The following is a 17,720-nucleotide window of genomic DNA, read 5'->3' on the forward strand; positions in this document are numbered from 1 at the left end:
CAATATTGTGTAAGCACAAATATCGTTATACCCACCAGGGCAAATAATATTTGGCAGTAATGTAACAGTATCAGTATCGAAAGTCGGTAAACTTCCGGTCCATGGTGTGAATTGTGGAGTTCCACCGTTTAATTCGTATGCTATATCACAAGCTGTTAAAGTATCAGTACCAAAGTTTCTGATTATAACTTCAACAGGAACTGAAGTATTTTCAAGTTCGATTGCCACAGGTGAAAGAATTTCAACAACACCAGCATCATTAGGAATAAGTGGAGCTATCATAGCTGTATAGTCTTCAGTTTCTCCCCATGTATATGTTCCACAGGCAACAACACCAGTAGCTATAGTAGTTTCTTCAAATACAACTCGCATTCCGGTAAAGCCTGATAAGGCAGTAACAGGTACAGTAACAATTCCGGTTACAGTAGCAGAGGACGTGGTCGCACTACTGAAAGCAACTTCTGTCAATTCATCATATACTGCATCTCTATTCCAGTCGATATAAACTTTTACCCAACAACTGAATTGAGTTGTATAAGTAAAGAAATCAGTTGTAATTGAAACCGGATAGGTCATACCTGGTGCAAGCTGAACAGCTGGTAATAAAGTAAAGTCTGTGTACATTGCTCCATTAGAAGGTCCTGAATAATTACTTAAATTACTTAAGTCAACATTAATAATCTCTTCATACGTATTAGAAGTGGCACTTGAAACACAATACTGTAATGGAAGATTTTCTACGGTAGCATATGCAGTATCATTTACAGCGATAGTATCACCTGATAGCATTGGGTAAGCAACAAAATCATAAACTCCAAATACACTTAAATCTGCAAGAGTTGCAAAAGTATAAATATATGAGTCTCCAGAATTCAGATTTGCAGTAATAGTCTCAATTACAGGAGCTTGTCCATTAAGAACATAAGCTACATCAAAATTGGATATTGCTTGAACACCATAGTTAAGAACTTCTATAGTAACTTCTTCATTTCCTAATAACAAACCTGTAAATGGCTCAGTAATTACTGTAACACCTGCATCATAATCAGGAATTCCTTCTACAATACAATGAACTGGAAGTCTAACACTTGGACAACCTGCTGCAGTAATATATATTTGAATATTTGGACGCTGATTGTAAGAATATGTATATAAAGTAGTACTAGGACAAACTCCGCCACCATCTGAGTGCATATTAATTGTAGCAGGGTAAGTAGTAGTAGTATGTTTTACAATTCCATTTGTAGTATAACCATTAGGATAATTATCAAAACATGTTTGAATAATTATATTACTAACACCATCCCATACCCAAGGATCAGTAAAGGCGTGCACATTCCAACCAGCAGTTGTAGCATAACTACTATTATAATATACATCAACCAAACCTGTTTGCCAGGTTGTTAAGGATGTAATTTGAGTTGTTCCAATTGAGATTGTGTAATCATTAAGGCTTGCACCTGCAGGAGTTACAACATCAAAAGCAATTGATTGAACCATTTCGCCAAGCATACCCATTGCTAACAATTCGGAAGCAGGTATCAAATATTGCTCTTTCGAACCATTATAATATTGTCCATATGGAGTTGGGTAGCTATAACTTGTACCTACGGCAGTTCCGGTTCCAACATCATAAGTTCCGCTGGATCCAGTTGCAGCTTCCACCCAATATGTAGCTGTATCATAAAGGATTGGAGTATTTACAAATGTATCTAAAGAGAAGAAATTTAAACTTGTTTCATCTTCGAACCAATATAATGTATAAGGAGCTGAAGCAGAAACTGTTCCTGATGTTCCATAAGGAATAGTATCATTAAATGTAAGTGGTCCTGGTGGTACCCACCATGAATCAACACTATATAAAGCAGTATCATTCAACTGCATTGGATCATTTACTAAATCAATCCAACCAATAAATTCAAATGTTGTATCAGCAAGAACTGTTAAATCGAAAGTTTGTGCAAAGGTAAATGTTATAATATTTCCAGGATAAATAATTCCAGGAACATTTTCAGTATAAATTGTACCACCTACAAAACCAATACTTGCAGATAATCCACCGCTGATAGTATCAGTACCGGTGTTTTGAATTTGCATAGTGAATGATTCAGATGCAGAAAGTCCACAACCTCCGTCAGGGCTAATAAATCCAATAAGATATGCCTCAAATGGAGGAGGATCACCGAGTTCAGCCTCGATCATATATCTTCCGAAATCATTAAGTTCTGTAAAAGCGCCACCAGTTAAGTCGGTATAATAGAAAGCACCGTCTCTGCCCGGATCTTCTTCTTGAAGTCCAAGAGCATAATATGCAGTTCCATTTGAGGAGTTTGTAGCAGCAAGACCAACATATACATCAGTATTAACAACTAAAGTCAAACTTGGAACTAATATTGGGAATGAATAATAAGCACCTGTATCGGCAGCAGTGAGTACTACAGGAGCAGATTCTCCTACAACCACACCACCAGTATCAATTACAACAGCATAAACTGTTTGGCCTACTGTATTATCATCACCAATTCTTACATTTACATATTCAACAGTCTTAGAACCGTTTATTGTATATTTACTTAAGAAAATACCATCGTTTCCGGCAGTCCATCCTAAGAAATTTGTAGCACCTGCTGTGTCACAATAGTTATATGTCTCAGCAGTAGTAATTTGATTGTATTGCCAAGTATTATTAGTAAGATTATCATCGGCAGGAACTGAAACAGTTACTGTATTATTACCAATAACAGTTGGAGAATATACATTAAAAGTAATAAATGTATCGGCATATGGAGCTAAGTTTGCAATAGTGAAAACATCAGTGAATGTATTATCGCCAGACAAACTTAAAGTAACATCAAGATTAGTTTGTGGATTGAATCCCCAGTTCTTAACCCATGCTGAAACTTCGGTAGGAGTTCCACTTGGTAATGGAAGAGTTCCAAAAGTATAAGCTATTTCAACAGATGCATCGTTTGGCAATGGTTGGATTATCAAAACATCATCAATCGCCATATCACCGGAATAGCTAGTACCTCTAACTCCATAGAATCTGAAAGTATTTGCAGTAGGGCTAAACAGAACTATTGCTTCAACCCAAGGATCTAATGATGATGCAGTTTGCTGACCGGTGAGCGACCATATTGTTGACCAACCACCATTTACAAATTCCTGAACACCAAGAGTTCCCATGGTTGCACCATACATATGATACCAGAAACTTAATTGTTTGCTTGCTATAGAAGCACATGGAGGCATGAAGAAAGCTGAATCTCCAGTTGTCCCGGAAGAAGTTTCCATATATACATAAATACCTGATGTACTTCCTGTAGTATGATCAATATTTGGTCCGGTAGCTGAAGAAGAAGTTCCTCCCATATCCGGCATCCATGCCATTCCTGAAGCAGGATTTCGTGACCAACCATTTGCTAATGATCCTGGATTTCCTGAAGTAAATGTTTCAAAATCTTCTGCATATGGTAAAGCATTAATTCCAAATACATTTATTGTTACAGTACCCATAGCATTGTTGTTAAAAATACCATCATTAGATAATGTACTGAAAGCATCAAATGTATATGATCCATTTGCTGACATATCGTAAGCAGTTGAAAGAACAATTTCCAAACTTTCACCAGATGCTAATGTTCCAACGTTTATTTCTACAGTCGGGAAAATTACCGGATTTGTTCCGGATACACTTGCTTCAATAAATAATGTATCAATTGAAAAATCAATAGTATCTAATCCATAATTCTGAACTAATACTGATATTAATTCGGCAGAATCGTAACACATTTCAGGAATAGGGTTAAGAAGTCCAGCTACTCCAATATCAATAGCTGCAGGTGCATATTCATCTGCTCCCATATCTGGAGTAATCGTATCACGTAATTCACCATCAATATCATATATAATTCCAGGCCAAGGAGTACCTAAATCATTCATTGTTGCATTACCATATACATGTAAGTCATTATTTGCTGCAAATCCTGGATTAACAGAAACCGAATTATTACTCATTGCAGTACCGGTTGCTGTTTGCCATGCTGTTATATCTGCCTGATTACCACCATAATAACCAAGTACAGATCCTGTAGTAAATAAATTGTTATGATCTAATTCAGTTATCCATCCGGCAGAGTTAATGTAGGCAGCTTGTCCACCCCCGGTATTTGCAAAAATATTGTTTACAAAATTGTTGAATGAGTAAGTTGTCGTTCCATAGGCATAGAGAGCTCTTCCGTATAAGGGAGAACCGCCTGCGACAAGTACTGAGTTATTTATATAGTCAGTATAACTGGAGTAATAGTGATATATTCCATAAACAGTTGCTGTGGGAGAACCCCATTGACTAATCATGTTGTTAGCAACAATATTTGGATTTGTTGCATCTCCATCACAATAATAAGGGCGAATTCCATATTGTGAACTGGTTCCTGACATGAAAACCTTATTATTTATACATGTTAGATAGTCATTATAATACATATATATTGGATAGTTTACACCTGTATTTGCGCCATTCGTCACAGTATTACCATCAATAATAATATTTTTTTGGTAGTAGCTATAAATACCATAGTAATAATATCCTTCAATAATATTATCTTTATAGACATTTCCATCTTCCTGATTTGAAGAACTTATACCTTGCTTATAGATACCGTAGTATCCGTTTAAAATCCTATTGTTAGCGATAGTACAATGATCATTATTTGTAGCATGATCGTAAAAAGGTGCAGCTAAACTACTGGTTGCAACAATTGATTCAATTACATTATTCTTATATGTATTGTAAGTTGATCCGGCTGTTTGATCAATTACACGTCCGTATGTTGCGGCCGATGTAGATTTTATTGTCATATTTTGGATAGTCAAATAATCGACACCGGATGCTTTGAATACAGAGTTGTCAGATGATCCGGTAGGCCATTGTAACACAACATCTGTACTGTCGCCTGAAAGCGATTGGAAAGTAATTGTGTTTGTAGCATTATTCCCTATTATTTCAGGAATTCCTATACGTTCAGTGTAAACACCTGTTTCTACATTAAAAATAACCGGGCCACAAAGACCAACAGTAGTTAATACATCTACAGCAGTTGTAAAATCTGGATAATCTCCTGTAGCACCAATTGTATAAGTTCCTGCAAATGCAGTTTGCATATTGGAAATTATAGCAGTATCGTTCAATGGCATATCATCCGGCAAATTGTTAGGCATATAAGTCCATCCTTTTACCTCATAGATGTTTCCAGAAATGAAATTATACGAACCTAACAAAATTGTGTCAACTTCTGTAGTTAATAATGTGTTTGTATAAGCATAAGTTGTTTGAGAAACTCCGTCAACTTCCCACATCACATCAACATTATTTATTGCATTGTTTCCAAGATTTGTAATTATTGCATATACATCATTGAAACCTTCGCATATTGATTCGATTCCATAAAATGAAACAACACTTGCATCATTGTCAGGCAATTGATAAATCATCAAATCGTCGAAAGCAAATCCATTATATTGAGTATAACTATCAGAACCAAAACAAACTCTGAATTTAACACTTGGTTCACCGGCTAAGGTTGTCATCAAATATTTTCCGTTTACCCAACCTGTACCATTTCCTGTCCAACCATTTACATAACCAATTCCGGCAATGCTCATTCCGTTATACCAATTTGTTCCGTTTGGATCTAATAAAGGATCGCCAAATTCGCTACCTAAGTGCAGCCATGTAAGTCCACCATCGAGAGTATATTGCACTTTTACACCATCGTAGTACATACCTTGTGCATCTATCCAATATTTAAATTCAAATACAGGAGCTGTCAGACTTGTCATATCAAAAATTATACTTTCAACCCATGAATCTTCATAGTTATTATAAACTCCTGTAAGGTTTGTCGCCCAACAATTCGAACCAGAATAGGCTCCACTAATTGTAGAACCAGCTGGTGTTCCAAATTCCCATGAACTGGAGGTTCCACCTGATATCCAGAAATTTCCACTTTCAAAATTTTCGAGATATGGAAACGAACTAATTGTAGCAATACTTAAAACAGTAATTCCATCAATAGTGTCATTATAATTAATAGTATCTCCGGATAAATAAACTGCTGCTATACAATCATATGCTGCCATTACAGAAAAATCGGCAGTTGTTGTAAATGTATAAGTTAAAAAACTATCAGGTAAAATTGGTGTTGTAACAGTTTCTGTTACAAAACTAGCACCATTATCTATAGAATAAGATAATGTATAAATATTCTGTGTGGCAAGTCCCCAATTTTTATAAGTAATTGTAATTGGAGTAGTTGCTGTCAAGCCAAGCCCAAGATTTGGAGCTGGTGAATCCCATGATGTCATTCCCAAATTTTCATTCGACTGTACCGCAGGCAAAATATCTAATTGCATATTTGGACGTTGCATGAACGGAGACCAATATGCCTGAAGTGTTGTAGCACATATCGCAGGAGTATTATCCATTTGATACTCCACAGTAGAATTAAATGCAGTTGTACTTTGATTTATAACAGCATTATAGGTATAAGGTGTACTGGTATAAAAGCAAGTTTCGATAATAATATTGCTAAAACCATCCCATAAAAATGGAGTTGTAAACATATGTGTATTCCAGCCTGTAGTTTCTATATAATTATTTAAATATACAGAGGTCAGACCTGGAGCCCAGGTTGTAAGAGATGTTAACGTTGTGGCTCCAATTTTAATCTCGAAGTTTCCAAGATTTGATGCATTGGCAGTAACAACATCAAAAGCAACAGATTGAATAAATCCATTACCAGCACCTCCGGCAGAAATCTCAGATGCAAGAATTAACATCTGATGCCTTGCACCCATATAATAATTTCCGTATGGTGCCGGGTAAGTAGTATTTGTATTAACAATAGTGCCTGTACCAATTGTTACCAATTGTGAATGGCCAAAATTGCTAAACAACAAGGTCATCAATACCACCAGTATAGATGACTTTAAAGCAAAGTAAGTTCTCTTCATAATAAATATTTTAATTAATTAATTTGGCTTAAAATTAGAGGTTATATTTCATATAACCAAATGCGATTAAAAGTTTTTTGTATATTTTAACATTAATATACGGTATAAATGCTTGATAAAGTATTCATTACAGATTCAAATTTTTTTTGAATTCGAATAGTTATGGCTATAATCCAAAAATGAAAAATATATTAGTATTAGGGGACTTCTAAAAATAGTAAATTTCAAGGCGTAAGAAATTTAAAAACCGGAGTTTACTATTGTAAATGAGGATTTTAAAATTGCGAAACAACGAAGAAATTTGCATTTTTAGAGGGTTCCATTAATAAATCAGAAAATCATTTCTATATCATCAATTTTACTTTTCGATAATTCATAAAAAGCATACCAACAATAAATAAGACTAACAAAGCTGAGCCTGCATACGAAATATTTCTACTTAAAAAGTATGATTCTGGTTCGAATTTAAATTCTACTATGTGTTTCCCTTTCGGAATATTCATTGATCTTAACAAATAGTTTGCTTTGTAGTATTCCGATGGCTTTTCGTCAATGAAAACTTTCCAGCCGGCCTGAAAGAAAATTTCAGAAAAAACAGCAAATTGAGCTGATTCTGTATTGGTTTCATAGACCAAATGATTTGGACTATAGGATATTAGTTGAATCGTTGCTAATGAGTCGAATTCGAAATTTTTATTAATTTGTTTTTCATAAAGATTATTGACAATTACTGTTTTTTGATCAATAGATTTTAATGAAAGTATCTCTTCATCAGCATTTTCTGCAAATTTTATTTGCTCTACAAACCAGGCATTTCCAAAATGAAAAGGATTAATAATCGGAGGAGCCCCCTGATTATATATAAGATATTTAGTGTTCAGCATATTCAGAATTGGTGTATGATTTTTTAGAACATATTGAACAGCTTCTATCGATTTCTTTTCGTTTAGAATATTTATAATAGCAGCATGTTCTTTTCCGATATAAAATTCAACTACTTCCTGAAAATTCTTAAGTTTTGCTCCATGGTAACCACCAATAGATTTATGATAATAGGATTCGCGGCTACTGATGAAAGGATTTTGCAAAGCCAGGACACGATAGTTGGTAGCAAAATTCAATTCCCTGAATATGAGTTTTTCCTTTTCAATTTTGATTTCTGAGGATTTTAGTTTCTTGTCATTTTTAAATTGACCAATTTCATCATTTATTTTTTGTTTCAGTATTGGATTTGCTTCAAGCTCATTGTTCAAAATTCCAATGTCGGCTGAAGTTGCCTGAAACGGATTTCTATATTTGTACGAATCTACCCATTGATTATATTTCCTGCCTTTCTTCTCATTATTCAAATATCGTTTATCTACGGTCCATAAATCAAAAACTAAAATAATTGCAAGGATAGCTATGAAGGCTTTTTCTTTTAGAACACGAATTATTAGCAGATAAACCAAAGTAGCCAATACTAAAATGTATAATAAACTTCTTAATACGTCAGATTTAAAAATGCTTTCTCTGGCATTTGAGATTTCACTATTTATTTCTTCAAGCTGCAAAAGTGCATTTTGATTGCCCTTATATTTATTTATTTGACTGTGATATTGTTGCACTTCATCGTAACTAAAAAAATCGAAAAAGACAGTTGGCATAACATAAAATAATATGAAAAGTCCACTTACCGAAATTGTAACATACAGGAACTTTTTCTTGTCAATTTTGTGTTTCAGTAAATGATTTAGAAACAAAATTCCTAATAGTGGAAACGACAATTGAGCAAGAATTAGCATCATTTTCGTATCACGAAATTTGCTAAACAAAGGAAAATAATTGATGAAAAAATCTGTAACACTGCTATATTTCATTGATAAAATCAGAGCTAAAACAGAAACTGAAAGTAAAGCCCATTTTATTTTATCTTTGACAAAAAACATAGCTAATATAAATAGAAAGAAAATGCTTGCACCAAAATAAAAAGCCCCTCCTGATGCATATTGCTCGCCCCAATATGAGTATTTATTTGCAATTTCGTTTTGATATTTTGACGGAACTTTTTTCATTATTTCATCATCGTAACCTAAGAGTCCACTTTTACCACCTTTTATATTAGGTATTGCTACAGACCAAATTTCGCCAAATCCTAAACTATACCTTTTAATATAGTCGCTATCTAATGCATCTGTTTTGGTGCTTTCATTTTTGTTTGCCGAAATGGTGAGTTCAGATTTTCCCCTGATTGTATGCTCGCTATATTCGTATGTTACTATCAAATTAGAAATTGTTGGTATCACTCCTAATATTCCGGCCAGAAGCAAAACACCAGAAATTTTCAGAAACTTAGGTAATAAGTTCTTTTTCAAGAAATGAAAAAACTCAACAATTAGAATTGCTAAAATCAGAAAAATCATGTAGTATGTCATTTGAATATGATTTGCCGATAAATGTAAACAAACAAAAATACTCAGCATTACCGAACCTTTCAACAGGTTTTTCCGATAAGAATAAATAATGCTTCCTATTAAGGGTGGAATAAATGAAATTGCATGTATTTTCGAATTATGACCTGTTGCAAGATATAAAATATTTAATGAAGATAAACCAAATACAATTGCTCCAATCATTGCCAGCCACGGATTTACATCAAAACATAATAGCAAGATATAAAATCCAAGCATCAGAAAAAACATATATCCAATTGGTCTTGGAATTATTTTCAGAATGCTGTCCTTCAACAAACTAACTATATTGAAATGTTTTGTTGAAATCTGATATGCCGGCATTCCTGCAAACATCGAATTTGTCCATAAAGGCTCAGAATCGTACTTTTCTCTAAAATCGGAAATTTCTTTACTCATCCCAAGAAATTGGTCAATATCCGATTGTTTCAGTAAATAGCCTTTAAGTTGAGGTGAGAAATATATACTACTAATTATTACAAAAACTAAAATTGCAACAATAGGAGGGAGGCTTTTTGAAATAATTCTTTTGTCTATTTTCATATCAAATTATTTATATAAAATATTGGCAAAGGTCGAAAATTTATATCGAATTGAATAATTTCATAATTAGTTTTTAAGCTAAATCTTTTTTTGAGGTGCTGAAGCAAAATGTTTTGATGGTAGCTATGTGTAAACTATTAGTGCAGAAGACATGAATTTCATTGCTGTCCACAATTATCAAAAGTTGTTCCAACCAAAATAATTTTAATAAAAATTATAGGCGTTGGCCGGAAAAAATGGCGGGCGGGAGTTGGCATGCGGGTTGTAGCTTCATTTTTTCTTGAGTTTTTGTTACTTTTGTGTCAAGACAAAAGTAAATGAAAGAATAATAAACAGAGCTTGATACTTCATAATTATAAGAAGAAAATTATTTTCAAGCACCTTCAAAAAAGATTTAGCCGTTTTTTAGAAACACTAATTATTAATACTACTTTTGTTGTATGTTTTAATGCTGTGTTTAAGAATTTTTAATGAAAACATTCGATTTTTTAATTGTTGGTTCAGGTATTGCCGGATTAAGTTATGCACTAAAAGTTGCTAAATTCGGTAGGGTAGGGATAATTAGTAAAACAACTTTCGACGAGACTAATACAAAATATGCACAAGGTGGAATTGCCGCTGTAACTTACCAACCAGATTCCTTCAAAAAACACATAAGCGATACTATAAAAGCCGGAGACGGATTATGTGATAATGCAATTGTGAAAAATGTAGTTTCCGAAGCACAAGAACAAATTCAGGAATTAATAAATATAGGTGCAAATTTCGACAAAAAACCAAACGGAATGTTCGATTTAGCAAAGGAGGGAGGGCATAGCGAACATAGAATATTACACCATAAGGATAATACAGGTTTTGAAATTCAGAGAGCTTTGACAGAAAAAGTAAAGAATCATCCTAATATTGAAATTTTCGATTTTTATTTCGCTATCGATATTATTACTCAACACCATTTAAATCAGACAATTACTAGAAGATTTAAGGATATTGAATGTTATGGATTATATGCTTTAAATCTAAAAACAAATCAAATTAGAACTTTTCTTTCAAAAATTGTTTTTATTGCATCCGGCGGAATTGGAAATATATACCAAACAACTACAAATCCTTCGATTGCAACAGGCGATGGTGTAGCTATGGTGTATAGAGCTAAGGGTGCAATTGAAAATATGGAATTTGTTCAGTTTCACCCAACATCATTATACAATCCGAACGAGCGTCCTTCATTTCTAATAACTGAAGCATTGCGAGGTTTTGGTGCTAAACTAAAAACTGCTAATGGAAAAGAGTTTATGCACAAATATGATAAGCGAGAATCCTTAGCTCCACGCGATATTGTTGCACGTGCTATTGATAACGAGATTAAGACACGAGGCGATGAATTTGTATATCTTGATGCAACACATCTTGATGGTGAAAAATTGATTTCGAATTTTCCCAATATTCATCAAAAATGTTTGAAACTTGGCATTGATATTACTAAAGATCTTATTCCTGTTGTCCCTGCTGCTCACTATCTTTGCGGTGGAATAGTGGTTGATGAAAACGGGTTGACGTCAATAAAAAACCTTTTTGCTGCCGGTGAAGTTACATCTACAGGCATGCATGGTGCAAATCGTCTCGCATCAAATTCTTTGCTGGAAGCTGTTGTTTTTGCTAACAGAGCTTCGAAAGTGAGTATTAAGAATATTAGTAAAATTCAAGTGCATAAGTATATTCCAAATTGGGACGATGCCGGAACTTCTCATCCTGAAGAAATGGTGCTGATTACTCAAAACCTTAAAGAACTTCAACAAATAATGACTAATTATGTTGGTATTGTTCGTTCAAATCTTCGCCTGAAAAGAGCAATGGACAGATTAGATATTATTTATCGTGAAACTGAAGACTTATTTAAAAAATCAATAGTGTCTGCAAAACTATGTGAGCTTCGGAATGCTATCAATGTTGCATATATAATAATTCGTTTGGCACTAAAACGAAAAGAAAGTAGAGGATTGCATTATACTATTGATTATCGAAGAAAAAATATAAAATAGAAATTCCCAACTAAATTTAAATTCCCATAATGTATGAAAGAAATCAAATATTCTATTTAACATAATATTAATTATAGGACAAATAGATATTATTTATTTTTAGATTATCGTTTTTCTATGAAGCAGACAAAATTTAAAGAATAAGCAACAATATATTTTTTTATCTTTGAACACAAATTTTTTAATATGAAAATAAAAAAGTATTTATTTATTGCAGTAGTTTCATCAATTATAATATTTACAAATTCTTGTAAAAAAGATGAACAGCCAGAACCAAGCAATACTGAGATAATTACAGAGAAATCATGGCATATTTCTGATATTAAATTGAGTCCAGGAATTTCGGTATATGGATTAACGATTACCGATGGTGATATGTTTATAGAAGAATGTGTGAGAGACAATCAATATACATTTAATCCTGATTATACTACAACCATGAATGAAGGAGCTACAAAGTGCGATGAGAATGCAGAGCAAGAAATTCAAGAAGGTATCTGGAAGTTTAACGAAGATGAAACCAAAATGATTTTCTCAGGTAGTGTGCTGTTGGACTCAATGGATATGGAAAGCCTTACTGCTGAAGAGTTAATTTTGTCGAGAATAGAAAGCTTACCAGATACCACTATTACTATCCCAAATTTTCCGAGTATCACCATTCCCGGAGGTGATCAGAAGTTAACAATTACATTTAAACACTAAATTATAATCATAGTAACTCCAGCTATGCTTGTTCGTTTTCATCCTCATCTGCTCCGGGTAATTCTAAAGCCTTTACAGTCTGTATAGCATTACCGGCAATCCCCTTAATTGAGCCATACATATCAATCGTATTTGTAATTACTTTTTCAATTTGTTTATCTCTTTGCTTCCAAATTCGCTGCATTGAACGTTTCTCTGTTTCCAGATCTGATTTCATCTGCGTAAAACCCTCAACTATTGCTTCAACCTGCATTCTAAATGTGTTTCCCGTTAAGAAGCTATATAACATATCCATTTTGTCACCTTTGTTTTCCTGCGAACTAATGGCAGTACTTAATTGAACAATAGATTCTCGAATGACTGCACATAATCCCTTAAATTCATCATAGTTGCAAATCCAAATACCATCTTTCAGACCCATCCTATCCATATCAGATGGCATTACTTCTGTAACCAACACCCCAATATTTGCTCCCTTTTCTCTAATGTCAGCTTTAAACTTCTCTATCCAGCTTGGTTGAAAATCCTTAGTGCGTTTACTTTCATAATAGATGGTTCCACAATTTTGTATAGAACGTGTATTAACGGTTTGAAGACAGTCCCCACCCCTTGCTCCTTTCTTTATTTCATCAATTGTATCTAAAGGAAATTGAGCAGCCAGCCATTCTTCAATTGCCAATTCCTGAACCTCGCCTTGCAATTGCATAGAACCTTGCTCCTGCTTACGTTTCATTTCTTCGGTAAGCTTTTTCTGTGCTTCTAATTGTATTTGCATTTCTTTGAAGCGCAATTCGTTTTTTTCTTCTTCCGATTTTCTGATTTTCTCTTTCTCTGAAATGAGCGTTTCATTTAGCTTCTTTTGGGCTTCTGCCTCAGTAGCTTCTTTTAATTCAGACTTTTCTCGTTTGAGTTTCTCAATTTCTGCCTTGGTTCTGTTAAGCTCCTTAATTTGTTCCGATTTCTCGTTTAGTTCTTTTTGAAAAACTTGAAATTGTTCCGATTGTTCTTCAAGAAGTTTATCTTTTAGCTTTTTTTCCATCAAGCTTTTTTCCTCTTTCAGTTTTTTATCAAAGCGTTCCTGAAACAATTCATTCTCTTGCTTTTTCTTCTGCTCAAAATCAAGTTTTTCTTGTTTTAATTTTTCTTGTTCAGCTTCGTACTTCTTCTTTTCTTCCGCTATTTGAGCTTGATACTTCTGTTTAATCTCATCTTCTAATTGATGAGCAAGAATATCTTGTACATCTATTGATGTACCGCAGTTTGGGCATTTTATTTGGGTTTCGTTTTTCATTTTATTTCTTTAATTTTTTAATTGCCTCATCAAAATCAGATAAATACTGTTTGTCTTGAATAGCACCGTGTTGAGTGGTTAGTTCCAAAATGGAACATACCACTTTTTCGTCTAATTCTCCACTTTCAAAAATATTTTTTAAATGCTTTGTTTTAGCTGGTCTTTGAACACCAAAAAGCTCAGCCATTTTTTGCTGCGTAAGCCAAAGAGTTTCGTTTTGTATAAATACCTCAAATTTTATATCGCCATTTGGGCTAGTGTATAAAAAAAACTCCTGTCTGTTTTGGTTTATATTACTCATGTTTTTTGTCAATAAAATTTGTATTATACAATTTACCATTTTGGACAGTTGTCCGGAAATTCCGGACAACTGAATTTTCATTTAGTTCACCTTCCTTAAAGATATTCCCAATATGCTCAGAGATTGTTTTTTTGCTTTTACCAAATAACTCTGACATTTGTAATTGTGTAAGCCATACAGTTTCATCTTCCAAACGAACATCTATTTTGGTACTGCCATCTTCTGTTTTATATATTAGTATTTCTGAGTTTGACATATTTACATCTTTATTTATAGTTGAAGTACATCTATTGATGTTCTGCAGTTAGGACAGTTTATTTGAGTTTGGTTTTTCATTATTTATTATAGTATTTCAATCGCCTATTGTTAAATGCTTTCATTTTACCTTCTAAAATATCAACAACAGATTTATTTATTTCTGGATTTTCAATAGCTCCACTAATTTGTGAAACTAAAAAATTATTTTCTTTATCAATATTCATTCTTATTATTTGATCAGCATCAGATACTACTGCTAAGTTTGGATTATGCGTAACCATAATTATTTGCCTTCTTTTTTTAGCTTCCCTAATATATGGAACTAATATCTCACTCACACTTTGATTGTCGAGATTATCTTCTGGCTGGTCAATGACTAAAGGTTTATCATCTTTATCAAGAATCAAATAAAAAATGAGCAGAAGTCCTCCTCTTTCACCTGGAGATAACTCTTTTAATCCTTTATTATTTAATCTGAGATTATATCTTGGATTCAAATAGTCTAAAGAAAATATATAGTTTAGAAACAATAGTTCTTTATTCTCCTTATAATGTACATCCATATCAATAATGCCATTGATAAATTGAATAACATTATCTTCATTATCAAAATCATATTTAATAGATATATCTCTCAAATAATTATTATCTTTTTGATAAAAAGCACCATATCTGTTAATATAATTGCCAAAAAAAGATTTATAGTACTCATTATCAACCTCGAAAGAAGTTTCTAATGTAATTCGTTGATCATTTGAATATTTAGATAATAATTCAGTTATAGATAATTTTATGCTATTGTAAATGTCTTGTATATCTTTTTTCTTTCTATAAATACTTATCGCAACAGCACTTCTTTCTTCCCTTTTCTCTTCATATTCAGTATTTAATTTATTTTCAATGTACAATAATTCGTTTTTGTAATGGATTAATGTATTCGGCGTGAAATCATCACCTTCAATTTCCTTTTTCTTTATTCCCCATTCCTTTACTTTTTGCTGATAATCATGAAATTCTTTAAATGGTTTTTCTAACTCTCCTTCAATTGTTAATTTCTCTTTTTTTAACTTTTCATCTTTAACCACCAAGCTGACATCTTTGCTATCCTCATCTAAAACTGATTCTTTTGAAAGAAAATTTTCAATCTTTTTTAGTTCAGCAATTTGCTTCCCTTTTTTTGCTGATATTAATTCTTTATTAAATGTTGTTTTAATTATATTTCCAATACTTAAGCCATATTTCTTGAATAGTTCATTTTTATTAGCTTTCCATTGGTCTATATAATCTTCTAATTCTTTTGTATCATCATACAATCTTTCTAATTCATGCTTTTCTATTTCATGTAAATCCTGTTTATCAGAAAGCTCCTCTATTTCTTTTTGTAGGTTATATATTTGCTCAATTAATTTTGAAATTATATCGGATTTTCCTCTTTGTTCTTCTGACAACTTTTCATCATCAGAAGGATTCTTGACAACAGTAATTTCTTCTTTAATTTTATCATGAGCATCTAATTCTTTCCGCTTTCCTTTAATTTTATTCTCAATAGAAGATTTGTATTCTGGTTTTTTCTTGTTATTTAATTCTATTATCTCAGTATTGAGTTCTCTTAACTTAATAATTAAGCCATCAATTTCATTTTTAAATAACTCTGTTTTATAATCAATTAACTCATTAAATGTATTTTTTCCTAGTTTGTCTTTATTTGCAACTCTTGAGAAAACTACATTATTTAATTCTTCTCTGAAATTCTCATCATCTTCAGTTGAACATAAGTCTTCAAAAAACTTTTGAGGGATATATTTTATTTTTTCATTATCTGTATAATCTATATTATCAGATAAGTTGCTAGATTTATTTGTTCCATCATTCCAAAATATTATTGCTTCAAAGTTTTCAGCAAAACCTCTTTTACAAAACTTACTTTTATTTAGGAAAGAGAATAGCTTATCTTTTTGATCTTTAGTAGAAACTTTAGAGTTTCCGAGTAACCCAAGAATGTCAGCAACGGCACTTTTCCCTTTTCCTTTATTTCCTATAATTCCACATAATCCATTATTAAACTCAATTGTTAAATTATCAAACCATTTTCCATTTCTTCCATTATATACAGATAAAGGTTTTATTAAAACTTTATTGAAGTATTTTGTTGGATTGTTATTTACAGTATCAATAAACTTAGGTCTTTTTCCAATATAGACTCTTTCTTCTGGTTCATAAAGTATTTGTCTTAGACCATTAAAAGTAGTATCAGCTTTAATCCAGCAATACCTTTCTAAATCAGGTTCAAATAGTTTTCCGAACTCATGTGCGTCAGATCCCCAAAGGCAAGGTTTTAATGATTTAAATTCCTTAATATATTGTTCTTCTGTTTCATATTTTCCTAAAGCCCATTGAATAGTTTTAGGATTGGATGCAAATAGAAAATTTGATTTTTGAATTATCAATTTTCTAATCATATGTTCTTGACTTGACCAATCAATATCAGATAAATCCTCATCTGGAGGCACACCAATGATGTGCTTCTCTTTAAATCTACTATCTTTAAGTTTATCTGAAATATCTTTATGCTGAACAGTTGCTTTTGACATTCCTACAAATAGGTCTTCCCCACTAAAATCAGTTTGTTCCTGTTTAAGACGTTTACCTAATTCTATTAGATTGCTTTTTTTTAATTTACGCGTATTATCCTTATCAAATGGTTGTGATTCATGAACAAAATCTAAATCATGTAAAAAATGTTCTTCAATATCACGAACAGGAACTTCATTTGAAAAAATCACATGAAAGTTAATTCGTCGATTGTTTACTAAATCGTGTAATCGAAATTCAATATTTGGAAGAATTAATATCTGTTTTATCTTATAAATTTCTTCACTAGAAAATAATTCATTTAACTTCTCAGAATTGTTTATGTATTCTTCAATAATCTTTTTATAACCATCAATTGTAAAATAGTCAGTAATACCAATTGTCGCAATATTTTTAGAAATTGCAGTTTTGAAAAGGGTTTGTACGTATAAGTCAAAATCGTTATCAAATCCATTATTTAGAACAGAATATGGTGTATGTATATGCAAATCCCATTTTCTCCAAATTGAACCTCTTGAATCATTCATATG

Annotated in this window: 6 protein-coding genes and 2 pseudogenes; 2 read left to right on the forward strand and 6 right to left on the reverse strand. The window is 32.5% G+C overall.

Annotated features, from left to right (window positions below; genetic code table 11):
• Nucleotides 1–7,014: hypothetical protein (locus HN894_03025; GenBank protein ID MBT7142286.1), on the reverse strand; the 7,014-nt coding region annotated here is incomplete at its 3' end.
• Nucleotides 7,015–7,358: 344 nt separating this feature from the next.
• A complete protein-coding gene (locus HN894_03030; GenBank protein ID MBT7142287.1) occupies nucleotides 7,359–10,007 on the reverse strand; it encodes a YfhO family protein in 2,649 nt (882 codons plus the stop codon).
• A 470-nt stretch (nucleotides 10,008–10,477) separates the two neighbouring features.
• On the opposite strand from HN894_03030, the gene nadB reads away from it, so the two are divergent.
• Nucleotides 10,478–12,046 carry an L-aspartate oxidase gene (nadB, locus tag HN894_03035; GenBank protein ID MBT7142288.1) on the forward strand — a complete coding sequence of 523 codons (1,569 nt, stop codon included), beginning with the start codon at nucleotides 10,478–10,480 and terminating at the stop codon, nucleotides 12,044–12,046.
• A gap of 186 nt (nucleotides 12,047–12,232) precedes the next feature.
• Nucleotides 12,233–12,748 carry a hypothetical protein gene (locus HN894_03040; protein MBT7142289.1) on the forward strand — a complete coding sequence of 172 codons (516 nt, stop codon included), beginning with the start codon at nucleotides 12,233–12,235 and terminating at the stop codon, nucleotides 12,746–12,748.
• Between the two features lie 22 nt (nucleotides 12,749–12,770).
• Here the strand turns inward: HN894_03040 and HN894_03045 are convergent, their stop codons facing one another.
• From HN894_03045 to HN894_03060, 4 genes and pseudogenes are all read right to left on the reverse strand, one after another.
• On the reverse strand, nucleotides 12,771–14,039 hold the full coding sequence (locus tag HN894_03045; protein MBT7142290.1) for a DUF2130 domain-containing protein: 1,269 nt from the start codon (nucleotides 14,037–14,039) through the stop codon (nucleotides 12,771–12,773).
• 82 nt (nucleotides 14,040–14,121) lie between these two features.
• Nucleotides 14,122–14,340 (reverse strand): annotated as a pseudogene (locus tag HN894_03050) (cell filamentation protein Fic).
• 19 nt (nucleotides 14,341–14,359) lie between these two features.
• A pseudogene (locus HN894_03055) lies at nucleotides 14,360–14,596 on the reverse strand (cell filamentation protein Fic).
• Nucleotides 14,597–14,675: 79 nt separating this feature from the next.
• Nucleotides 14,676–17,717, reverse strand: coding sequence for a hypothetical protein (locus tag HN894_03060; protein MBT7142291.1), 3,042 nt, complete (start codon nucleotides 17,715–17,717; stop codon nucleotides 14,676–14,678).
• Between the last annotated feature and the right edge of the window lie 3 nt (nucleotides 17,718–17,720).

The organism is Bacteroidota bacterium, from assembly GCA_018692315.1.
In the GTDB taxonomy this organism is placed as follows: Bacteria; Bacteroidota; Bacteroidia; order Bacteroidales; family JABHKC01; genus JABHKC01.